This window comes from Candidatus Poriferisodalis sp. (genome assembly GCF_965221945.1).
Taxonomy (GTDB): domain Bacteria; phylum Actinomycetota; class Acidimicrobiia; order Acidimicrobiales; family Poriferisodalaceae; genus Poriferisodalis.
Map to the genome: position 1 here is coordinate 2730430 of NZ_OZ244925.1, position 19956 is coordinate 2750385.

Consider the following 19956-nt stretch of genomic DNA (forward strand, 5'->3'; position numbering starts at 1 on the left):
CAGCCTGCCTGCGGACTGATGCAAGCCAGCAGCTCAATGTCCGAGCACAATGAGGCATCATGCTCAGGAAGGTGTTCGTGCTGTACGCCGCCGTGCTGCTGGCTGCCGGCTTCAGTCGTCGGCTTGGCTGTCAACTTTGTCGGTGGTGCTTCCCTGCTGCTCGACATCGGACTTGTAGAGCGCCAAGGCCAGCAGGCCTGAGGGCACCGCCACCACGCCCAGTCCGATCAGCACGATGACGATGTTGAGCACTTTGCCGCCGGTGCTGAGCGGTGTAGTGAGTGCCGGCCACCAGTGTGACCATGGACGCCACGATCAGGGTCGTGACGACGGCGTTGACTCTCCGGCCGAGCCTCGTTTCGAGATCGAAGATCTGCCGCACTGCCCGTGCTGGCTCAGGTTGCCAATCCGACAGCCTGGCGGGCTCGGGCCTCGCGCTGCTTGCGCTCGATCTCGGTGCGCTTTTCGACCGGCGTCTGGTTGGTGATCAGCTGGTAGATGTCGGTGTCGATGTCTTCGAGGAGCACATCGCCGGCCAGCACGGCTGACTTCCAGTCCTGGTGCTCTGCGTCGCGCTCGTGGAATTCGGGCATCACATCGGCAGCGAACAGCTCCAGACTCGAGCAGATGTCCTCGTGAGTGTTCTTGCCGGCCTGATTCAGCAGGATGAGCTGGTCGACGTGGGCCTCTTCGTACATCTTCAGCTTCTGGCGAATCGTGTCGGGTGAGCCCACGAGGCCGACGTTGTTGCTGGCCTTGCGCCCCTTGGGCGACTTCTTCCACTCCTGGTACTCGTCCCACAGGTTGACCGAGCCCGGCTCCACCGGGCCGTGGGAGTTGTAGAAGACCAGCGAGAACTGGAAGAAAGTCCAGCCTTCGGCCTTGGCCTGCGCTTCCTCATCGGTGGGCGCGCACATGAACGGGCTGACGACGGCCACACCCGGATTGGTCTGGTAGTCGCAGAGCAGGTCGAGGTGGTTGACGTAGTTGTTGTAGTAGGCGTTCACCCAGGCCTTCGCCGCGTCGGCAGACACGAACGAGAAGCCCAGCGCACCCATGCCTCGCTGGGCTGCCATAACGATGGTGTCGAGCTGGCTGCACGCCACCCACAGCGGCGGGTGGGGCTTCTGATAGGGCTTCGGCACCACGTTGCGGGCGGGGAACTTGAAGATCTCGCCGTCGTAAGAGTGGTTCACCTCTTGGAACATGGGCATGAGGCAGCGCACGGCGTCCTCCCACACCACGCGCTTGTCCCGGAAGCGGCGGTCGAAGGGGTGTAGCTCGGTGACCGAGGAGCCCTCGCCGATGCCCAGCTCGACCCGGCCCCCGCTGACGAGGTCGAGCGTGGAGATCCGCTCGGCGACCCGGGCGGGGTGGTTCGTGGGCAGCTGCACGATGCCGTGCCCCAAGCGGATGTTGCGGGTGCGCTGGCTGGCAGCGGCCAGGAAGACCTCGGGCGCGGAGCTGTGGCTGTATTCCTCCAGGAAGTGGTGCTCCACTTCCCACGCGTAGTCGTAGCCGAGCTTGTCGGCCAGCTCGATCTGGTCGAGCGCTTGCTGGAACAGGACGTACTCGGAGTCGTCGTTCCACGGTCTCGGCAGCTGGAGCTCGTAGAAGATCCCGAACTTCATGGCACGCCTCCCAGGGTTGCGGGGCGCCGGCCATCCTAGGTGGGAGGGTCTTCGGCGATCCGGGGGAACGTGTTTCTGGACTCGTCCAGGAGGGGAACGAACATTAGTGTTTGGTGAGAAGGGTGACGACGAGGACATAGCGACGATGGAGACAGTCGGATTCGTCGGGTTGGGCACGATGGGCGGGCCGATGTGCGCTCGCCTGGCTCGCGCCGGCCACCGTGTGCAAGCGTTCGACCTCAACCCAGATGCGCTGGAGGCCGCAGCGGCGGCAGGAGTCTCTGCCGCCGGCTCGGCTGCGGAAGCCGCGGACGGCGTCGACGTGCTGATGACCTCGCTGCCGGCGCCCGCGCATGTTGAGGCAGTGATGTGTGACGCTGGGGCACTTGCGGCGCTGTCGCCGAACTCGATCTGGGTGGACTTGACGACGAGCCGCCCCGAGTCGATTCAGCGTCTGGCGACCGAGGCGCCGGCGGGCGTTGCGGTGGTGGACTCGCCGGTGACCGGAGCCGTGGACGGCGCCCGCAACGGCACGCTCACGCTGTTCGCTGGCGGTGAGGCGGCAACCGTGCAGCGTGTGCGCCCGCTGCTCGAACGTCTGGGGCGTGTGATCGAGTGCGGCGCGCTGGGCACCGGCTGCGTTGTAAAGCTGGTGACGAACCAGCTCTGGTTCGTGGCTGCAGCCGCGCTGGCCGAAGGGCTGGCCGTGGGAGTTCGCAACGGTGTCGAGCTCGGCGACCTGTGGGAAGCCATCAAGGACAGCGCCGCCGACAGCTTCGTGGCCCGCCACGACGCACCCAGCATCTTCGCCGGCCACTACGACCCGTCATTCTCGCTGGGCCTGTGCGTGAAGGATCTCGGGTTGGTGGCCGAGCTGGAGGCGGCCGTCGGTGCCGACCTGCCGATGACGGCTGCGGCGCGTGCAGCGTTCGAGCGGGCTGCCGAGCGCTACGGCCTCGATGCCGCAGAGCTGAGCGTGGCGCGCCGTATCGAAGACGACGCGGACCTGTCCCTGCGACTCGACGGCGACTGGGTGCCGCACTGGGAGGCATGACCGATGGGCGTCGCGACATCGGACTCAACCATGCCAGTCGAATTGACTGAGCTGAGCGAGTTGATCGAGACCTCTCGCTACCCGCTCGACGGCCGAGACCTGCCGGCTTCGGAGCCGAGCCACACCGCGTATTGGGTTGCGGTGGAACAGGCTCGCGCCGACCTGCGAGCCGACGGTTGCGCCCTGCTGAAGAACTTCGTCACCCCCAGCGCCGTACGCCTGCTCAACGACGAGATCGTCGCCGCGAAGCCGCAGACCCACTTCTCCACGCAGGTCATCAACCCGTATTTCCATACCGACGTTGATCCCGACTTCGGCGACGATCACCCGGTGAACACGTTCACCGAGCGATCGAGCGGATTCATACCGGGCGACGCCTGGCCGCCGGTGTGCGCCATGGACATGTTGTTCCGAGCACCCCAGGTGTGTCGCCTGCTGGCCGACTGCCTCGAGATCGACTATCTGCATTGCTACGACGACCCGTTGGCGGGTCTGACGGCCAACATCTTGGATGCCGGCCAGCAGTTCCCCTGGCACTTCGACACCAACGACTTCGCCGTGACCGTGCTGGTGCAGCCAGCAGACGAGGGCGGGCTGTTCGAGTACGCACCTGGGGTGCGGTCTGCCGACGACGAGGGTTTCGAGGTCATCGGATCGCTGCTGGCCGGCGGGCGCGACGGCGTTCGCACGCTGGAGCTGCGACCCGGTGACTTGCAGATCTTCCGCGGCCGCTACTCACTGCACCGGGTGACCCGGGTGACCGCAAGCTCGCAGCCTCGCCACGCGGCGATCTTCGCCTACACCCACCAATCCGGCGTCATCGGGCGAGTCGAACGAACCCGCCAGCTGTTCGGCCGCGTGCTGCCCGAGCATGAAGAGGCTGAGCGACGCCGGGTCCGCGACGACGACCTGCTCGACTGACCCGGGCCGGCACAGTCATCGGTCCCCATCAGGTTGCGCCACCTGCGTCCCTAGAAGCCTCTGCATCTCTTGCATCTCTCAATCCGGATGCATGATCCAGACGTACCGGCTGGTTCGGCGGGACGAGTCATCACAAAACCGGCGTGCCGGGCATTGGCGCGCCGCGTACCGTGCGGGCGTGAGCGATTCCAGTAACAGCGCGCAGGCTCCCTCGGCACGCACCAAGTTGCGGCGGATGGCAGAGCGCGGCCGCTACAGCCATGACGAAGTGGTGGAGATTCTCGACGCCGGGCTGATTGCACACGTCGGCGTCAACACGCCTGACGGGCCGTTGGTGCTGCCGATGGCCTACGGGCGCGATGACGAGAACCTGTACCTGCACGGGGCGCTCGCGAACCACTTGCTGAACTCCGGCGGGGATGCCGAGATCTGCGTGACAGTGACGCACCTCGACGGCTTGGTGATGGCTCGTACGCCGTTCCACAACTCGATGAACTACCGCTGCGTGGTGGTGCGAGGCCTCGCCCGGCGCATCGACGACGCGGCAGCCAAAGAACGTGCCCTGAAGCTCGTGACCGATCACATTGTCGCCATCTGGGACACTTCCCGACCGCCAAGCGAGGCGGACCTGCGGGCGACGCTTGTGCTCGAGCTACCGCTGGCTGAGGCGTCGGCCAAGGTCCGCTCGGGTGACCCGGTTGACGACGCCGAGGACATGGCCGGCAACTGGTGGGCCGGCGTGGTTCCACTCACGACCCACTTCGAGTTGCCCACCCCCGCAGCCGACCTCACCGAAGGAATCCCGACCCCTACCGCCGTCGCCAGCCTCGCCAACCGAACTCCCGACGCCCGCCGCGTCAGCTAAAGCATGAACAGCAACGGATCCAGGATGGCGCTCAATCGACTTATACCATTTTGGTAGAATCATGTCTATGGACCTCAACATCAAGGATCTCGATGACGACGTCGGCGAGCGGCTCCGGCAGCAGGCGGCCGCGGCGGGACTGTCCATGCAGCAATACCTTCGCAACCAGTTGACGCGCGTCGCATCGCGGCCATCCCCCGAAGAGTTGGCGCCCGGAGCCCACACCATGAGCCGTTCGGAATTCGAGGCCATACGCCGCAAGCTCCGCGACATCGATGCTGCGTAGCGTCGTTTGCGACGCCGGCGGCATGCTCGTCGCAGCAGGAATGCTCGAAGGCGACGCGCCTGAGAACGCTGAATTGCTGGCACTCGATTGGAGCTCGGTGACTGTCGGCCGCTTTCTCGCTGCCCGTAGCTTCGGGCGCGCGGCTGCAGTCGAAGCGGAAATCGGCCTAGCAACCTCGGTCGTCGATGAGTGGTTTCCAGTGCGGTCGCTCGTCGCTTCGACGGTGTCGCGTGCAGGTCTTCAGGCAGTCGACACGCTGGATTCATGGTCAGCGCTCGTCTTGGCCGAGCACCTGCGAGTACCGCTGTTCACAGCCTCTGACGAGGTCACCAGCGACATCGTCGATATCCGCCGGCCTTGGTGACGTTGCGCGAAGCCATCGTGGACATATGGGATGCATGTCACGTTTGATATATATAATTTGATGTGTGAAGACGATTTCGATCACCATCGACGAGCATCTCGACGATGCCGCGCGACTTGAAGCAAAGCGGCGTGGCATCTCCAAGTCTGAGCTGATTCGCCGAGGTCTGTTTCATATGCTGCAAAACAACGAGCCCGCACACCCCGACGATCCTTGGACAGCATTGGCAGGCTTCGGGCCGAAGGGATTGAGCGTCGAGCCGGGCGAGATCGACGACGTGCTCTACGGCTCGTGAAGTTTGCCGACACGGGTTGGTGGGTGGCCTGGGCGTTGCCATCGGACTCTCGGCACGCTGATGCACTGGCGATGCTCGCTCGTCTCGGCCGGACGGAGCAGATGCTCACAACGAATCACGTCGTCGGCGAGACATGGACGTTCCTGCGACGCCGCGCCGGACATGCCTACGGCACCGCCTACTTGGATCGCATCGAAACCCTCCGGTCGGGGCACGGACTCGTCGTGACGCACGTCACCGAGGACCTGGAACAACGCGCAATGCGCTGGCTGCGGACGCGCGACGAACGAAGCTATTCGTTCGTGGACGCCACGAGCTTCGAAGTGATGCGCCAGCGGCGACTGCGCGAAGCCCTTGCATTCGACGGTGACTTCGCCGCGGCCGGCTTCGTCCACGTACTCCCATGATCAGAGTCCCGGAATGATCGGTTTATTTGCGGTCCCCGGTGGGGACCACTGGGTCGAGGGTGTGATAGTCGGCGGCATCGTCGACGAATATGGCCCGCTCGGTGTGCAGGCCTGACGGAAGGTCGAGCGTGCCCGCGCAGATCGCGATGTCGTCAATCTGATCGGGCGAGCCTTCCATCACCTTCCAGAAGAGCGACCCGCCGCACTCCCGGCAGAAGCCATAGGCCACGTTGGGGTCATCGGCCGGGTGGTGCCAAGCCAAGGTGGTGTCAGACAAGAGCCGAAGATCAGAGCGCCTGCATCCCGTCGCGGCCATGTGGTGACCCGTCCACCGACGGCAGCGCCAGCAGTGACAGTTCCACACTTGACGGATAGGGCCATGCACCTCGTAGCTCACGCCACCGCACAGGCAGTGGCCCGAAGCAGCGGGCTCCGACCGAGGCTGGGCCGATTCGCTCATGGCAATCCCTCCAAGATCCCGCCGCTAAGTCGGTAAGGCTGCGATTGTCTCATGGCACGCCTGTTCCCTAGATGACGCTCATGGAGATCTCCCCGGTCCTGCTCAGCAAGCAAGTCACTCGGATAGGCCAGCCGTTGCTCAGTGGGTGACGACGGCAAGTCCTTCGCGCTCGGCTGCTTCGGCGAGACGTCGGTCCAGAGTTACGAATTGCAAAGGGGCACCGAGCTGTTCTTGGACATGCAATGCCGCGCCGAGCTGGGCGGCGTCGGCCGCCCGAAGCGGATGCCGTGCCAGCACCGACATCGAACGCGAGCGCACGGCCAGCATCTCGACCACTTCGTGCCATGTCGCGCTGAATCCGTCCAGGCGACTCATGAGGCTGCGGCGCTGCTCCCGTGACAGATCGCCATCGCGCGTACGCCGCTCTACGGCGCTGGTGATCTCTACTCGCGTCCATGCCCAGGTAGCGATGACGCCGTCGTCTTCCAGCCACGACCGCGCTGCGTCAGTTGTCGGTTCGGCAACGAAGAGCGGTACGAGCGCCGAGGTATCCCAGTACCTCACGCACGATCCTCTCTCTCTTCGGCCAACGCCTCCGCGAGACTGGTCGGGATCTGCAAGGGAGGTTCGTCGAGCACGGCCGCAGCATCTCCCTGCCCCGCTCGAAGCACACCCAACTTGATCAATCGGCTGAGATGCTCATCCTCGGGCTCCGCGGGCGGCACAAGCCTCGCAACCGGCGTGCCGCGATCGGTCACCTGTAGCTCACCGCCTCGCCGCACCTCACGCAGGTAGCGGGACAGGTTCGCCTTCAGTTCGGAAACAGACACGGTACCGGAACTCATATGACTAGTTTAGTCAGGATTAAATGACCTGATAGGCCGCGACAACGACAGCGGAGACTGCGGTGATGCGGCCACGTCAGCTCGAAGACGAAGGACCAACCGAGTTCCCACGCGCTCATTGTCGCATGCGCTAGTCACAACTCAACCTTGCTGTGCCGCATCGGCGTGTTCTGCGTCTGAGGCTTCGCGGGACCGATGCTGAACGACGACGTCTGTCGAAACGACGCTGCCCTGTGCCAAGGCCCGACACAAAACCGTTGGCTCGCGACCCAAGTGGCGCTTACGCTGACCGGCATGGACGCGAGCGTCGAATTCGGGCACCCGGCGGCCGTGCTTGATGCGCTCCGCAAGGCGGATCGATGTGACGCTCCGTTGCCGGAGTCATGCCGGGAACTGATGCGCGCTGCCCGATTGTCCGGCGCGTCCTGGGATCTGATCGGCGACGCCGTCGGCCTGACGGGAGCGCAAGCTCGCAATCGTTTCGTCCGGTCATCTCCCGCTGCATCCGTCTCGCCTGCAAGTGCGGCAGGCAGTCTCGGCGACGAAGAGGTGATGGCGCTCGCGGTGTCCGAGTCGAAGGCGGTCCGACGCCAGCGTGCCAATCGCTAAGTCGATCGCCGGACAATGCGAGCGGTGCTGGACGCCAATGTGCTCATTTCGGCGGCCATCGGATTCGGGCCCCCTCGGCGCGTGCTTCATCTGTGGCGAACATCTCGCTCGTTCGAGTTGATTGCGTGCCCGCGACTCCTTGAGGAAGTTACGGCCGTCCTCCTCGAACGGCCAAGAATGCGCCGTTTGATCTCGCCGGCAGCTGCGCGGTCACATCTTGACGCTCTGATCGCCGACGCGGAGACCATGCCCGACCCTGCGGATTTCGAGCGCTTCACCCGTGACCCCAACGACGACTACCTCGTGGCACTGGCACGTCTCCACGACGCAGATGTCATCGTGTCAGGCGATCGCGATCTGCTCGAGTGGGAAGAACAATCACCACCCGTGGTCACGCCCGCAGCCTTTGAGGCAATGCTCACCAGCACGGGTTGACGCGAGGTGGGGCGTGCGCCGGTGCCGGGGACGCCGCTACCTGCGGTACGAAGCCTCAAGCCGGCTCCAGAGGCTGGCAGGCACGCCAGTCACCCGTTAAAGGCTGAGCGCCGTCTCGTCGGTGATCGGCTCAATACCCGCAGCGAGCTCGTCGATGTGCTTGGTCGACAACTCAGTGCGAGCCGCAAGCTCGGCTTGGGTCATGTCGTGTTCGTCAAGCCACTCTCTCAAGGTCTCGCCAGGCGAGTAGACGACATCGGGTTCGTAGGCGTAGTGCGTATCGGCTCTGGTGCCCATGCGGTCCTCTTCCCATGTGTCGTCGAGCAACGCCTCTGATGTCACTCGTCACAAACCAAGTGCAGCCATGAAGGTCTCGGCCTCTGCTGCGGTAATGTCGTCGTCCCGCAATACCTCGACGCTGTAGATCGGGTCTACGCCCTGTGCCTCAGCTAGCTCAGCGACCGACTTCGTGTCCCAGAAGTCGCCGGCGGACAAACTGAGCTCAAGCTGGTCCGCTCGCAAGATCTCGATGAGGTCGACCGCGTCCGCCTGACCGAGGCTTGCTTGCTCCCCCGCGAGGCGAAGCACCAATCGGGTTCCCACGTGCTCATTGTCGCATGCGGCAGTCACAGCGCAACCTCAGCGCCGACAACAACGCAAGTCGAACGGCGTGCCACGCTAACGCAGCGACCAGAGAGGGTGCCAGAGTGAGCAATCCTGTCGAATTGTGGTCGATCGGCCATTCCAATCACGCGCCGGAGCGCTTCGTTGGGCTTCTCCGTCAGCACCGAATCGAAGCAGTCGCTGACGTCCGTTCACAGCCGTACAGCCGGTTCTCGCCTCACTTCAGGCAGACGGCACTGCGGCAACTGCTGGCCGAGGCCGGTCTCGGCTATGTGTTCTTGGGCCGCGAGCTGGGCGGCCGGCCCCCTGAGCCAGATCTGTACGACGACGCTGGCAATGTGCTCTACGACCGAGTCGCTCGCACCGAACGATTCGCCGAAGGTTTGCGACGCCTGCTCGCCGGTACAGCGACACAGCGAGTGGTGATGATGTGCAGTGAAGAAGACCCGACGCGCTGCCACCGTCGGCTGCTCATCACCCAAGCGCTGCTCGAGCGGAGTGCCCCACCGACGGTCACACACATCCGAGGGGACGGACGCCTCGTCGCCGAGGCCGAAGGCGGCCACAATGAAGCGGACGAGAGCGAACAGCTCACGTTCTTCGAGACGCCGTCTGCCTCAGCCCAGTGAGTTTGCGTGGCTGCGCCAAGGTGTGCGGTGGGTCAGTTGTCCTCGCAGATGGCTGACATCACGTCTGCAGCGAGAGCATCGGCGACGACCTGCGAAGCAGCGAGTACCTCGCCGTAGCGACCGTCGCACTGGAACCACACGCCGATCCGTTCGGGACTGCGGCGGATTCCCGGCAATTCCGAATGCGGGTTCTCGACGGCGTCGAAGAAACGACGCGGCTCGCTGCGCTCGAGTGCGATCCAGGCCTCGATCATCGTTCCACCGGCCCGGCCCCGGACCGAGAACTCAGCTTCGACCTCAACCGAATGCAGGACGGCGACCACGTCGTACCGGGCCTCCCGCAGGACCGCCTCGACAACATCCAGCATCGCCCAGTATTCCGGCGAACGCGTCGGTGCGGGAACCACGATCGAGTACGCCCAGTGGATGGCAGGCGTATCGGAGCCGTGGAATAAGAGGCGCTGGCCGTCAGCGTTCCACTGCAGCGTCGGCACCACGCTGGGCGAAGCCTGCTCGAGACTCTCCACCGCAATCACATGCTGATCCCCGGGATACAGCCCCGGCAGGTCACTGACCACGATCGTCGTTCTGCCGTCGAACCAGTCCCGGAATACTGCGACTCGCGAACCATTTGGGGACCACGATGCACCGCGCCCAACTACGCCTGCGAGCCGCTCGAACTCAACGGCGTCATTCAGTCGCAACTGCATCAGCGAACCGCCCGAGCGATAGCTGACCGATTCGCCATCAGGAGACCAAGACGGCGCGGACTCGTGCTCACCGCCGGCAGTCAACTCTTGCTCAATGCCGGTGTCGACATCCACCACCACGATGTACTGGTCGAATTGGCCCGTGACAGACTCCTCGCTGGCCCGTGCTCGACGTGAGAAGGCGATCCGCGTCCCGTCGGGAGACCAGGCTGGATCTTGGTCCAAGACCAGACCGTCCGTGACTTGCGCGAGACCGAGGGCATCGGGCTGGACGATGTAGATGTGGCTCGCTCGATCCCCGTCGACAATCGCGCCCTGCGAGAAAGCGATCCATCGGCCATCGGGTGACCACGCCGGCGCACTCAGACCATGCTGAGCGGTGAGAAACGGCAGATCGCTCGTGCCATCGGCATCCGCCACCCACAGCGTGCTCCCAACCCGGAACACCATTCTCCGGCAGTCCGTCGCCCACGACAGGTAGTCAACGCCCCCCGGTTTCGTGCTGGCAAACCGCAGTGGAAGCTGGAATCGGGTCGCCGAAAAGCTGCCGTCACAGAATTGCGCGGGCGGACCAGGCTCATCGGACCGTACCCGGCTCGGGATGTACGGCTCCACGCCTGAGACCGGGTGCTCTGGTTCGCCGAAGACCTGCAACGACTCCGCCCCAGGATCGTCGTCGGCACCTGCTCGCTCGTCGCCTGAGGGGTCCGGCTCCGGCTGCGCCGGCGTCTCCGATTCGGCCGTCGTCGCCTCGGGCGCCGCTGGATCATCGGGCGGGGACCCGTCCGCGCTCTCGTCACTCACATCTTCTGCCGCCTCGGCGGCGTCGGCGTCGGCGTCGGCGTCGGCGTCGGCGTCGGCGACACGGTCTGTTCCAAGCTGCGAATTGACGGCAACAGCGGCGACGAGCAGAACGGCGACAATCGTCGCTGCCAGCCACCAACGCTTTCGCGGCCCATCAGTGCCCTGCTGCATTTCGACCGTCGCAGAACCGCCGTCGGCCGGCTCCAGCGGCACCAACACCACCGGGTCTTCTGGCTCAGCGGGCACTTCCGGACGCCTCCTGGCAGCTTCCCCAGCCCTGATCGCTACGGCAGCTCGGGCCAAGCACCACCATGGGCCCGACCGTACTTGCGTGCGCCGGTAAGCGAGATGTCAGAGGGGGCTCGAAACGACCGATCTAGGGTGGACGGGTGCCGAAACCGCTGATCGGGCTTGTCGGACGCCGACGCAAAGGATCACGAATCGGTGGCTTCCCACCGGTGTTCACCGATGTCGACGTTGACCTGTACATCGCCCACTACGCCCAGGCCGTGAACGCGGCGGGCGGCATTGCGGTCTACCTGCCGCTCGACGCGGACCCCACAGACATTGCCCCCCGACTCGACGGACTACTGCTCACCGGCGGCGAGGACGTGGCCGCAAGCCTGTACGCCGAGCGGCTGGTCACCGAAGCCGGGGACGGGTCCGGTGCCAGCGCCTCGAGCGCCTTCGACACGCCGGACGACGCCGTCGTGCCAGACGGTCAGATTCCGTTGCGCGACGCCTTCGAGCTCGAGTTGCTCGACGCCGCCGTGACCGCCGACGTGCCGGTGTTGGGAATCTGCCGCGGCATCCAACTGCTCACGGTCGCGGCCGGCGGCACGCTGCACCCGGACCTGCCCACCCACGCATTTGTCGACGGGCCGCCCGACGCCACGCCGCACGTCGTGACCACCACCGAGGACAGCGAATTGCGGCGCCTGTACGGACCGGAGGTTGCCGTGAACTCACTGCATCACCAAGCCGCCGATCAGCTTGGCGACGGCTACATCGCCACCGCTCACTCCCCCGACGGGATCATCGAAGGCATGGAGCACGCCGAGTTCCCGATCATCGCCGTGCAATGGCATCCCGAGTTGATGACCGAGGCGCTGGCCGACCCCTGCTTCCGCTGGCTGGTCGACAACGCCAGCCGCTGACCTCCGTGCGGCTCCGGTGACCCAGCTCGACGCCGACACTGCCCCACCGACTGGAACGTCCGGCACGCCCGCACGCGACCCGCGCCGCCACGACCTCGACGCGCTCCGCGGCTTCGCCATGATGCTGGGCATCGTCCTGCACGTCACGCTGGCGTTCTTTCCCTCGTTCTGGCCGGTCACCGACGGACGCGCCAGCCTCGCCGGGCCGTTCGACGAAATCCTGTGGGTCATCCATGGCTTCCGGATGCCGGTCTTCTTCCTGCTCAGCGGCTACTTCACCGCAATGCTGTGGCGCCGGCGGGGCGTGGCCAGGCTGGTCTCCCACCGGGCCCGCCGCATCGGCTTGCCGCTGCTGATTGGCGTGTTCACGATCGTCCCCCTGATGGACGCCACCACGCAGTGGGCCTACACCTCCGGCATCGACGACGACAGCGATCTCTTTGCCGCCGCCTACTTCGGCGATGTGCTCGCAGCCGAGGTGATTCTCGACGGCGGCTTCGACGTCAACGCCGTCAACCCCGCAGATCCAAACAAGAACACGGCACTGCACCTGGCAGCGGTCACCAACGACGCCGAGATGGCTGAACTGCTGCTGGAACGTGGCGCAAACTTCAACGCCCGCAACGCCGACTGGGCCACGCCGCTCGATATTGCCGTCTACCTCGCGCATCCCGAGGTGGCCAAGGTGATCGTTGAAGGAGGCCACATCGACTACCGCCAGCCCGGCGGCGACTGGGACAAGATCGGCTTCTGGGGCGACGGCGCCGCCGACTCGCCCTTCCACCAGCGTGTCGGCAACGGAGAGTCCGGCGAGGATGACATCGGCCTCTCCAGCTGGGTGACCAGCTTCCATCACCTGTGGTTCCTCTGGTTCCTGTGCTGGTACATGGCGGCATTCGCCGTCGTCGCCTGGCTCATCGACATCGCCACGCGACGCCGGACGCAATCGGACCGCCCGCACAGCAGGCTGCGTTCCGCGCTGATCTGGCTGACGGTCCCGCTGACGTTGCTGCCGCAACTGGCAATGGGCGATGGCGGTCAATGGCCGGTGTTCGGTCCTGACACCTCAGCAGGCCTCGCTCCCGTCCCGCATGTCCTGGCCTACTACGCGCTGTTCTTCGCTTTCGGGGCCCTGATCTACGGGCGTCGAACACCCGTCGGCGAGCTGATGTCAGACCGGCTGGGCCGTCACTGGCGCTGGGTCCTGCCCGTCACGTTCTTGGTGGTGCTGCCCATCGGGCTCGGGCTCACCTTCGAAGACGGACCATGGCCGGTCGCCGCTGCATTCCAGGCCGCCTACGCCTGGGGCATGTCGCTGGGCCTGATCGGGCTGTTCAGCGTGATCCTGGGCCGCGAGCGCCGCTGGGTCCGCTACCTGTCCGACTCGTCGTACTGGCTCTACCTCGCGCACCTGCCGCTGGTGATCGTGTTGCAGGCATGGGCGCGCACCACCGACCTGGCCCGGGGAATCGAATTCACCGCCATCGTCGCGGGCGCAACTGCGGTCCTGCTGGCGAGCTACGCCATCGCCGTTCGCCACACCCCCATCGGCTGGCTGCTCAACGGCCGCCGCCCTCGACGGCGGCGCGCACCCGCGGGATGACATTTCGGGCGAGCCGTTCGAGCGAGGCGTTGAACAGCGACGGGGCCATGCCGGGCGAGGCACCCCAGGTGCACACGTCGGTAAGTCCGTAGCGCGTGATGAAGTCGACCAGTTCGGCGACGCAATGGTCCTCGTCGCCGACTATCCAATTCTGAGGAATCGCACCCTTCGTCAGATCAAACGCAGTGAACGTGTCGGGCGTCTCGGCGAAGAACTTGGCGTACACCCCGAGCCGGTAACGCTCCGCTGGCTTGATCGGGTTCCACTCACGCTCGGCGTCGTCGGTCACGAAGACCGAGCGGATGATGCCCACGCGGTAGTCGTCAGGGTTACGTCCGGTCGCCCGCAGCTCCGCCTTCCACGGCTCCATCACCACATCGGGGGCACCCTGGGGCAACAGGTGCGTGTCGAACCGGGCAGCCCGCACAGCCGCTTTGGTACTCATGCCCGCGATCCACAGCGGCGGTCCGCCGGGCTGCACCGGCGCAGGCGTCACCAGCAGATCGTCGAACTGGTAGCGCTTGCCGTGGAAGCTGAACGGCTCGCCCTTCCACGCCAAACGCAGGATCTGCACCAGCTCCTCAGTCAGCGACACCCGGCGAGACTGCGGGATCCCGAAGCCTCGGAACTCGTGGGCCGCATATCCCATCCCGATGCCCAGCTCGATGCGCCCGTTGGAGATGTTGTCGAGAATCGCCAGGTCTTCGGCCAGCCGGATCGGATGGGCGAACGGCGCCAGCAGGATGTCGGTCGACATGCGGATGTTCGACGTGCGAGCGGCAACAGCCCCCGCTACCGGTACGAAGTTGGGGAGATGGCCGTCATCGAGGAAGTGATGCTCGGTGAACCACGCCAGATCGAAGCCGAGCTCGTCGGCCATCTCGATCTGGTCGAGTGCCTGGGCGTACATCTCACGCAGCGGCACCTCGCTGCCCGGTGGGCTGCGCAGATCGTGGACGACACCGAATCGCAGGGGTGGAGGCATCCCCGGAGACTACGACCGAGCCGATCACCCGGGCAGAGGTAACGCACCGCACCGTCCCAGGGCTGTTGGGAGGCGATTCGACTACCGTGGAAAGGCGGGGTCACCCCGAACGCGCAACGACTGGCCACGGCCCGCTCGGCAGGGCGCAGCCGGGCGTGGCGACCCGATCACGATCGCGAAGGGGAACAGCTCATGGCGCAGGGAACGACGAACGGCACCACCAACGGTTCGCAGGTCTCGTCCTCGCCCTCCGATGGCATGCCCGACTACGAGGTCATCATCATCGGCGCCGGCGTCGCCGGCATCTACCAGATGTACCGACTGGCCGAGCGCGGCGTCCATGCGACCGTGCTCGAGATGGGCAGCGACCTGGGCGGCACGTGGTTCTGGAACCGCTACCCCGGCTGCCGGTTCGACTCCGAGAGCTACACCTACGGCTACTCGTTCTCCGACGAGCTGCTCGACGAATGGCACTGGCAAGAGCGCTTCTCGGGCCAGTCCGAGAACCTCCGCTACCTGAACTACGTCGCCGACAAGTTCGACCTGCGCAAGTACATGCAGTTCGACTGCACTGTGGAATGGGCGCACTTCGACGACACCCACAACATGTGGCGGCTGCACCTTGCCGACGGTCGCGACCTGTCCTCCCGCTTCCTGCTCACCGCACTGGGCCTGCTGTCGGCACCCACCTATCCACGCATCGAGGGCGTCGACGCCGACGGCACTGATGTGTTCCGTGGCCCGTCGTTCCACACCTACCACTGGCCGGCCGAACCGGTCGAGATCGAGGGCAAGCGGGTCGCCGTGATCGGCACCGGCGCCACCGGTGTGCAGGCCATCGCCGCCATCGGCGAGCAGGCCGAGCACCTGACGGTCTTCCAGCGGCGTCCGAACTGGTGTGCACCGCTGCACAACAGCGAGATCTCCGAGGAGGAGATGGCAGGCATCCGAGCCCGCTACGACGAGATCTTCGACAAGTGCGCCCGCACCCCGGGCGGTTTCGAACATGAGCCAGACCGCCGCGGCTTCTGGAACGTGCCGCCCGAAGAGCGCCGGGCGATGTGGGAGAAGCTGTACGGGGAGCCGGGATTCGGCATCTGGATGGCCAACTTCCGCGAGATCTTCTTTGACGAAAAGGCCAACGCGGAGCTATCGGCGTTCATTGGCGACAAGATCCGCGAGCGGGTCGACGATCCGGTCATCGCCGAGAAGCTCGTCCCCTCCGACCACGGCTTCGGCGTGCAGCGGGTCCCGCTCGAGACGCACTACTACGAGACGTACAACCGGCCGAACGTGAACCTGGTGGATCTGCAGGAGACACCGATCACCGCGATCACCCCGACCGGCATCCAGACCACCGATCAGCACTACGAGTTCGACCTCATCGTGTACGCCACCGGCTTCGACGCCATCACCGGCGCCTTCGACCGCATCGACTTCCAAGGCAGCGGCGGCGTGAAGCTGCGGGACAAGTGGGGAGACGGGCCCGTCACCTACATCGGTCTGATGGTCAACGGCTTCCCCAACCTGCTGACCATCGCCGGTCCGCAGAGCGGCTCAGCGTCCACCAACTACCCGCGGGGCATCGAGATCGGCGTCGACTGGGTGACCGGGATGCTCGACCACATCTGGGAAAACGGCTACACCCGCTTCGAGGCCAACGAAGACGCCGAGCGGGACTGGACCAACCACGTCGTCGAGATGTACAGCATGATGCTGATGCGCAAGGCCCAAGGCTGGTTCACGGGCTACAACTCGAATGTGGACGGACACGAGAAGGGCACCATTCGCTACCTCGTGTACAACGGCGGCGCGCCGAAGTACAAGCGCCGCATCGACGAGATCGCCGACCACGACTACGAGGGCGTGACCTTCAGCACCGAACGTTCGCCGGTCGCCATCGGCTGACGCAGGACCTATGCGTCACACGACTCATGTTTCGACAATTGCCGACATCGTCGTGACATCCGTGGCCTTTGCGACGGCCTGACAGCCAAGCACCGGTGGGATTTGGTATTCCCGGCGGCAGTCTGACGTTCCTGACGATACAATGCTGGTAGTGGATCCGTCAGCGTAGGACATGTTCTGTGACGAATGAACTGAAGGCACACGAGCAGTTCCTGGAACTGAGCGCCCAACTCAGCGACAAGGAATTCGCGGACGCGGTCGTGTCGGCTGCATCTGAACGATACGCAGACCGCTGGCGCTGCATGGCAGCAATCTTGGTCGCGCTCCAAGATGAGTGGCCAGCGGCCGATGCGGACTATTTGGACGCAGCCGCGCTCGTCGCTGCGAGTCACCGAGCATTCGTCGATCGCGCGCCGTACCTTCGAAATCTGCTGCTCTTCGTCGCGGCCCAAAGCGATATCGCCCACCAACTTGGCGGCGAGCCGCGAAGGGTTCTCGACCACATCGAACAGTCGCTCATGAACCGCACGAGGCTTCAGGGCGAGGCAATCCGTGCCATCTGGGACGAGCCAATGCTGCAAGCACGGGATGCGGCCACGGCACTCGGGTCAGAACCGACGAACCGGGAGCGAGTTCGCCAGCACCGTTTGCGTTCGGAGTTGCTCGGATTGCGTCACGGACGGGGCTACCTATATCCAGCGTTCCAGTTCGATCCCGAACGACGCTGCGTTGACACCACGGTTGGTGCGGTCAACCAACACTTGCGCGCCGGTGACGACCCGTGGGGTGTCGCATCGTGGTGGTTCAGCGTCAATGACCGCCTCAATGCCCGCCCTTGCGAACTCGTGGCAGCCGACCGCGACGACGATCTGCTTGCCGTCGCGAACGCCGTCACCGAGCCCGTCGGGTAGGCGGGATTGCCGCCAGAGCAGGCACCGTCGCCCCACTACGACGGCACGCCGCATCGATTCCGTCTTCTGAGCGGCACTCGCCTAACTCGGCTGCACAGCGCCGAGTTCTCCGTCACGGAATTCAATCCGACCGTTGCTCGCAACCCTATGCAAGGTGGGCGCTTCGACTCGTCGCCTGACGATCCGTACTCCTTCTTGTACGCCGCGCTGGACGATCGCACCGCCGTTTCCGAGACGCTGCTTCGCGACCTCCCATTCGATGACCGCGGCGCCCGTTTGTTGCCGCGCGCCAAGCTCTCAGGCCTGCGAATCGGCTGGATGAACGTGGCCGTCGATCTGGACCTGGTCGACCTGCGCTCCGGCCGTTCGTTGGCGGCTGTCGGACAAGACACCTGGTTGACCGGTGGGCCAGCATCGGCCTATGGGAGGTCACGACGCTGGGCAGCGGCTATTCGATCATGGGCACCATGGGCGAGTGGCCTCGCTTGGCGCTCCCGACGGGAACCTGAAGGCTTCGCCTTGGTGCTGTTCGGTGACCGTGTCTCAGACGACTGTCTCGAAGCGACCGAAGATGCCTCACCGCTGACATCTAGCGAGCGAGATCTCGGTACGGGCGTCGGAACTCTCTACCTCGAACAGATTCTCGCTGACTACCGCGTTGCCCTCATGTGATCAACGACGACTGAGAGCTCATAGGCCGCTCCACAGGAACTCCTGCCAATAGATCTGCCACACTCAACGAGATCGCTGAACGGAATCGGTCTTCCAACGCGTCCAGCAGGTGAGGTGAGCCGTGGACATCTCTGGAGCCGCCGCCATCGTCGGGGTTGCCGAGACCGACTACATGCGTGGCACCTCGCTGAGCGTGCCCGAACTGGTGCTGGAAGCGACGATGGCCGCCATCGCCGATGCCGGGCTCGATCCCAGCGAGATCGACGGCATCCTGCCGCCCCCAGGGTTCATCTCGTCCGAGGAGATCGCCGCCAACCTCGGCGCTCGTGACATTCGCTACGCCGTCACGGTGCACATGGGCGGCGCCAGTCCGGTCGCAGCACTGCAGTCGGCCACGATGGCCATCGCCGCGGGCGTTGCCGCCAACGTCGTGATCACCATGGGCTGGAACGGCTACTCGGCCATGCGGCCCCGGCCCAAGACCCGTCCGACCAAGCGGCGCTTGGAACCGGGACCGTTCGTGGACGTGAGCCGTAACTTCTATGCGCCCTACGGCGTGCGTTCGGCTGTGCAGTGGTACTCGATGTACATCCAGCGCTATGTGGACATCTACGACGTCGAGCCGACCGATGCCGCTCAGGTGGCATTGACCTGCCGCGAACATGCGCACCTCAACGACAAGGCGCTCATGGGCGGCCGGCCGATGACCATGGAGGACTACCTGGCCTCACCGCTGATCACCGAGCCGATGCGCAAGTTCGACTGCTGCTTGGAGACCGACTGCGCGGCCGCCGTGGTGCTGACATCGCCCGAGCGGGCGAAAGACCTGCGCCATACGCCGGTGCTGTGGCTGGGCGGCGCCGAGGGGCACCCCTACCCCGCCGACGAGATCACCAATCGGCCCGACATGCTCCGCCTGGGCCTCGACTCCGCAGCTCCCCGGGCGTTCGCGATGGCGGGCGTGCAGCCGTCCGACATGGACTTCCTGCAGATCTACGACTGCTTCACCTACGTCGTGCTGATGGAGCTTGAGGCCATCGGCATGTGCCCGAAGGGCGGTGCAAAGGAATTCGTGGCCGACGGGAACATCTCGCTCGGCGGCCGCTACCCGATGAACACCCATGGCGGCCTGCTGTCCCAGGGTCACGCATGGGGCCTCAACCACGTCGTGGAAGCGGCCCGACAGCTGCGCCACGAGGCCGGCGACGCCCAAGTGCCCGAGGCCGAAGTGGGGCTGGTGACCGGTTACGGCGACCTGGGCGACGGCAGCATCGCCGTGCTGGCCCGGGGCTGAGGGCCCGACACCATGAGCCCGACCCGATGAGCCCGACCCGATGAGCCCGACCAAGCCGGCCCGCAAGTACGTCCCCCAGCCCGAGGGGTTGAACCTCGAGTTCCACTTGGCGTGTCTGCAAGCGGGGCTGCTGTGCATCCAGCGATGCTCGGACTGCGGGCACTTCCGACACCCGCAGCGCTGGTACTGCCCGTTGTGCCACGGCCGCAACTACGACTTCGCTGCGGTGAACGGCAGCGGACGCATCTACTCCATGGCCGTCAACCACTTCACCGTCGATCGCGGCTGGGTCGACGAGCTGCCCTACATCACCGCCGTCGTGGAGCTCGACGAGGGCCCGCGGGTGGTCGGTTCGCTGCGCGACGTGCAGCCGGGCGAGGCCAGTCTCGGCCAGCAGGTGCACATCTCAGTTGAACCACGGGGCGAAGAATTCGCCTACCTCTGGGTCGACCTGGTCTGAGGCATCGGCGTCGAACGGCCGAGGCGG

The 19956-nt window shown here is 65.2% G+C and carries 26 protein-coding genes; 17 read left to right on the forward strand and 9 right to left on the reverse strand.

What is annotated here, in order from left to right:
• Positions 1-111: 111 nt before the first annotated feature.
• Complete coding sequence (locus ACOQPH_RS12690; protein WP_420621747.1) at positions 112-234, reverse strand: hypothetical protein; 123 nt, start codon at positions 232-234, stop codon at positions 112-114.
• Between the two features lie 161 nt (positions 235-395).
• The gene (locus ACOQPH_RS12695) at positions 396-1631 is read right to left on the reverse strand and encodes an LLM class flavin-dependent oxidoreductase (RefSeq protein ID WP_420621748.1); all 1236 of its coding nucleotides are present in this window, start codon (positions 1629-1631) and stop codon (positions 396-398) included.
• A 106-nt stretch (positions 1632-1737) separates the two neighbouring features.
• Here ACOQPH_RS12695 and ACOQPH_RS12700 point away from each other — a divergent pair, with 106 nt between their 5' ends.
• From ACOQPH_RS12700 to ACOQPH_RS12730, 7 genes are all read left to right on the forward strand, one after another.
• A complete protein-coding gene (locus tag ACOQPH_RS12700) occupies positions 1738-2685 on the forward strand; it encodes an NAD(P)-dependent oxidoreductase (protein WP_420621749.1) in 948 nt (315 codons plus the stop codon).
• 3 nt (positions 2686-2688) lie between these two features.
• Entirely contained in the window at positions 2689-3606 is a 918-nt protein-coding gene (locus ACOQPH_RS12705) for a HalD/BesD family halogenase (RefSeq protein ID WP_420621750.1), read from the forward strand.
• A gap of 178 nt (positions 3607-3784) precedes the next feature.
• On the forward strand, positions 3785-4471 hold the full coding sequence (locus ACOQPH_RS12710) for a pyridoxamine 5'-phosphate oxidase family protein (RefSeq protein ID WP_420621751.1): 687 nt from the start codon (positions 3785-3787) through the stop codon (positions 4469-4471).
• A gap of 67 nt (positions 4472-4538) precedes the next feature.
• Positions 4539-4757, forward strand: coding sequence for a FitA-like ribbon-helix-helix domain-containing protein (locus ACOQPH_RS12715; RefSeq protein ID WP_420621752.1), 219 nt, complete (start codon positions 4539-4541; stop codon positions 4755-4757).
• Entirely contained in the window at positions 4747-5121 is a 375-nt protein-coding gene (locus ACOQPH_RS12720) for a hypothetical protein (RefSeq protein ID WP_420621753.1), read from the forward strand. The genes ACOQPH_RS12715 and ACOQPH_RS12720 overlap by 11 nt, the downstream gene beginning before the upstream one ends.
• A gap of 64 nt (positions 5122-5185) precedes the next feature.
• A complete protein-coding gene (locus ACOQPH_RS12725; RefSeq protein ID WP_420621754.1) occupies positions 5186-5416 on the forward strand; it encodes a CopG family transcriptional regulator in 231 nt (76 codons plus the stop codon).
• Entirely contained in the window at positions 5413-5823 is a 411-nt protein-coding gene (locus ACOQPH_RS12730) for a type II toxin-antitoxin system VapC family toxin (RefSeq protein WP_420621755.1), read from the forward strand. The genes ACOQPH_RS12725 and ACOQPH_RS12730 overlap by 4 nt, the downstream gene beginning before the upstream one ends.
• A 22-nt stretch (positions 5824-5845) precedes the next feature.
• Here the strand turns inward: ACOQPH_RS12730 and ACOQPH_RS12735 are convergent, their stop codons facing one another.
• The 3 genes from ACOQPH_RS12735 to ACOQPH_RS12745 all read right to left on the reverse strand — a co-directional run bounded on the left by ACOQPH_RS12735 (position 5846) and on the right by ACOQPH_RS12745 (position 7128).
• Positions 5846-6283: a GFA family protein gene (locus tag ACOQPH_RS12735; protein WP_420621756.1), complete on the reverse strand. Its 438-nt coding sequence runs from the start codon at positions 6281-6283 to the stop codon at positions 5846-5848.
• Positions 6284-6421: 138 nt separating this feature from the next.
• A complete protein-coding gene (locus tag ACOQPH_RS12740) occupies positions 6422-6847 on the reverse strand; it encodes a type II toxin-antitoxin system VapC family toxin (RefSeq protein ID WP_420621757.1) in 426 nt (141 codons plus the stop codon).
• Positions 6844-7128, reverse strand: coding sequence for a type II toxin-antitoxin system Phd/YefM family antitoxin (locus tag ACOQPH_RS12745; protein WP_420621758.1), 285 nt, complete (start codon positions 7126-7128; stop codon positions 6844-6846). Before ACOQPH_RS12745 ends, ACOQPH_RS12740 begins: the two co-directional genes overlap by 4 nt.
• A 294-nt stretch (positions 7129-7422) precedes the next feature.
• Between ACOQPH_RS12745 and ACOQPH_RS12750 the strand changes: the two genes are divergently transcribed.
• Together ACOQPH_RS12750 and ACOQPH_RS12755 are read left to right on the forward strand one after the other, a co-directional pair.
• The gene (locus ACOQPH_RS12750; protein ID WP_420621759.1) at positions 7423-7737 is read left to right on the forward strand and encodes a hypothetical protein; all 315 of its coding nucleotides are present in this window, start codon (positions 7423-7425) and stop codon (positions 7735-7737) included.
• A gap of 15 nt (positions 7738-7752) precedes the next feature.
• On the forward strand, positions 7753-8172 hold the full coding sequence (locus ACOQPH_RS12755) for a putative toxin-antitoxin system toxin component, PIN family (protein WP_420621760.1): 420 nt from the start codon (positions 7753-7755) through the stop codon (positions 8170-8172).
• A gap of 96 nt (positions 8173-8268) precedes the next feature.
• Here ACOQPH_RS12755 and ACOQPH_RS12760 read toward each other — a convergent pair whose 3' ends face one another.
• Both ACOQPH_RS12760 and ACOQPH_RS12765 read right to left on the reverse strand, forming a co-directional pair.
• Positions 8269-8514 carry a helix-turn-helix transcriptional regulator gene (locus ACOQPH_RS12760; RefSeq protein WP_420621761.1) on the reverse strand — a complete coding sequence of 82 codons (246 nt, stop codon included), beginning with the start codon at positions 8512-8514 and terminating at the stop codon, positions 8269-8271.
• Positions 8515-8517: 3 nt separating this feature from the next.
• Positions 8518-8775 (reverse strand): hypothetical protein, encoded by a 258-nt coding sequence (locus ACOQPH_RS12765; protein ID WP_420621762.1) that lies wholly within the window; start codon positions 8773-8775, stop codon positions 8518-8520.
• 104 nt (positions 8776-8879) lie between these two features.
• On the opposite strand from ACOQPH_RS12765, the gene ACOQPH_RS12770 reads away from it, so the two are divergent.
• The gene (locus ACOQPH_RS12770; RefSeq protein ID WP_420621763.1) at positions 8880-9425 is read left to right on the forward strand and encodes a DUF488 family protein; all 546 of its coding nucleotides are present in this window, start codon (positions 8880-8882) and stop codon (positions 9423-9425) included.
• A gap of 32 nt (positions 9426-9457) precedes the next feature.
• Here the strand turns inward: ACOQPH_RS12770 and ACOQPH_RS12775 are convergent, their stop codons facing one another.
• Complete coding sequence (locus ACOQPH_RS12775; RefSeq protein ID WP_420621764.1) at positions 9458-11185, reverse strand: hypothetical protein; 1728 nt, start codon at positions 11183-11185, stop codon at positions 9458-9460.
• Positions 11186-11328: 143 nt separating this feature from the next.
• Between ACOQPH_RS12775 and ACOQPH_RS12780 the strand changes: the two genes are divergently transcribed.
• Together ACOQPH_RS12780 and ACOQPH_RS12785 are read left to right on the forward strand one after the other, a co-directional pair.
• Positions 11329-12096, forward strand: a complete 768-nt coding sequence (locus ACOQPH_RS12780) for a gamma-glutamyl-gamma-aminobutyrate hydrolase family protein (protein WP_420621765.1) — start codon at positions 11329-11331, stop codon at positions 12094-12096.
• A 16-nt stretch (positions 12097-12112) separates the two neighbouring features.
• Positions 12113-13699 (forward strand): acyltransferase family protein, encoded by a 1587-nt coding sequence (locus ACOQPH_RS12785; protein ID WP_420621766.1) that lies wholly within the window; start codon positions 12113-12115, stop codon positions 13697-13699.
• Here the strand turns inward: ACOQPH_RS12785 and ACOQPH_RS12790 are convergent.
• On the reverse strand, positions 13656-14684 hold the full coding sequence (locus tag ACOQPH_RS12790; protein WP_420621767.1) for an LLM class flavin-dependent oxidoreductase: 1029 nt from the start codon (positions 14682-14684) through the stop codon (positions 13656-13658). The two genes, ACOQPH_RS12785 and ACOQPH_RS12790, sit on opposite strands and share 44 nt — an antisense overlap.
• Positions 14685-14876: 192 nt before the next feature.
• Between ACOQPH_RS12790 and ACOQPH_RS12795 the strand changes: the two genes are divergently transcribed.
• The 5 genes from ACOQPH_RS12795 to ACOQPH_RS12815 all read left to right on the forward strand — a co-directional run bounded on the left by ACOQPH_RS12795 (position 14877) and on the right by ACOQPH_RS12815 (position 19929).
• Positions 14877-16592, forward strand: coding sequence for a flavin-containing monooxygenase (locus ACOQPH_RS12795; RefSeq protein WP_420621768.1), 1716 nt, complete (start codon positions 14877-14879; stop codon positions 16590-16592).
• A gap of 179 nt (positions 16593-16771) precedes the next feature.
• Complete coding sequence (locus tag ACOQPH_RS12800) at positions 16772-17503, forward strand: hypothetical protein (protein ID WP_420621769.1); 732 nt, start codon at positions 16772-16774, stop codon at positions 17501-17503.
• A gap of 6 nt (positions 17504-17509) precedes the next feature.
• Positions 17510-18175, forward strand: a complete 666-nt coding sequence (locus tag ACOQPH_RS12805; RefSeq protein ID WP_420621770.1) for an RES family NAD+ phosphorylase — start codon at positions 17510-17512, stop codon at positions 18173-18175.
• A gap of 121 nt (positions 18176-18296) precedes the next feature.
• Positions 18297-19469, forward strand: a complete 1173-nt coding sequence (locus tag ACOQPH_RS12810; RefSeq protein WP_420621771.1) for a thiolase C-terminal domain-containing protein — start codon at positions 18297-18299, stop codon at positions 19467-19469.
• Between the two features lie 40 nt (positions 19470-19509).
• Complete coding sequence (locus ACOQPH_RS12815) at positions 19510-19929, forward strand: Zn-ribbon domain-containing OB-fold protein (protein WP_420621772.1); 420 nt, start codon at positions 19510-19512, stop codon at positions 19927-19929.
• Positions 19930-19956: the final 27 nt, after the last annotated feature.

Excerpts from the sequence above, each read along its gene's own strand:
- ACOQPH_RS12695 (WP_420621748.1), bottom strand. The coding sequence starts at position 1,631 with ATGAAGTTCGGGATCTTCTACGAGCTCCAGCTGCCGAGACCGTGGAAC.
- ACOQPH_RS12705 (WP_420621750.1), top strand. The coding sequence starts at position 2,689 with ATGGGCGTCGCGACATCGGACTCAACCATGCCAGTCGAATTGACTGAG.
- ACOQPH_RS12715 (WP_420621752.1), top strand. The coding sequence starts at position 4,539 with ATGGACCTCAACATCAAGGATCTCGATGACGACGTCGGCGAGCGGCTC.
- ACOQPH_RS12720 (WP_420621753.1), top strand. The coding sequence starts at position 4,747 with ATGCTGCGTAGCGTCGTTTGCGACGCCGGCGGCATGCTCGTCGCAGCA.
- ACOQPH_RS12735 (WP_420621756.1), bottom strand. The coding sequence starts at position 6,283 with ATGAGCGAATCGGCCCAGCCTCGGTCGGAGCCCGCTGCTTCGGGCCAC.
- ACOQPH_RS12745 (WP_420621758.1), bottom strand. The coding sequence starts at position 7,128 with ATGAGTTCCGGTACCGTGTCTGTTTCCGAACTGAAGGCGAACCTGTCC.
- ACOQPH_RS12750 (WP_420621759.1), top strand. The coding sequence starts at position 7,423 with ATGGACGCGAGCGTCGAATTCGGGCACCCGGCGGCCGTGCTTGATGCG.
- ACOQPH_RS12755 (WP_420621760.1), top strand. The coding sequence starts at position 7,753 with ATGCGAGCGGTGCTGGACGCCAATGTGCTCATTTCGGCGGCCATCGGA.
- ACOQPH_RS12790 (WP_420621767.1), bottom strand. The coding sequence starts at position 14,684 with ATGCCTCCACCCCTGCGATTCGGTGTCGTCCACGATCTGCGCAGCCCA.
- ACOQPH_RS12795 (WP_420621768.1), top strand. The coding sequence starts at position 14,877 with ATGGCGCAGGGAACGACGAACGGCACCACCAACGGTTCGCAGGTCTCG.
- ACOQPH_RS12815 (WP_420621772.1), top strand. The coding sequence starts at position 19,510 with ATGAGCCCGACCAAGCCGGCCCGCAAGTACGTCCCCCAGCCCGAGGGG.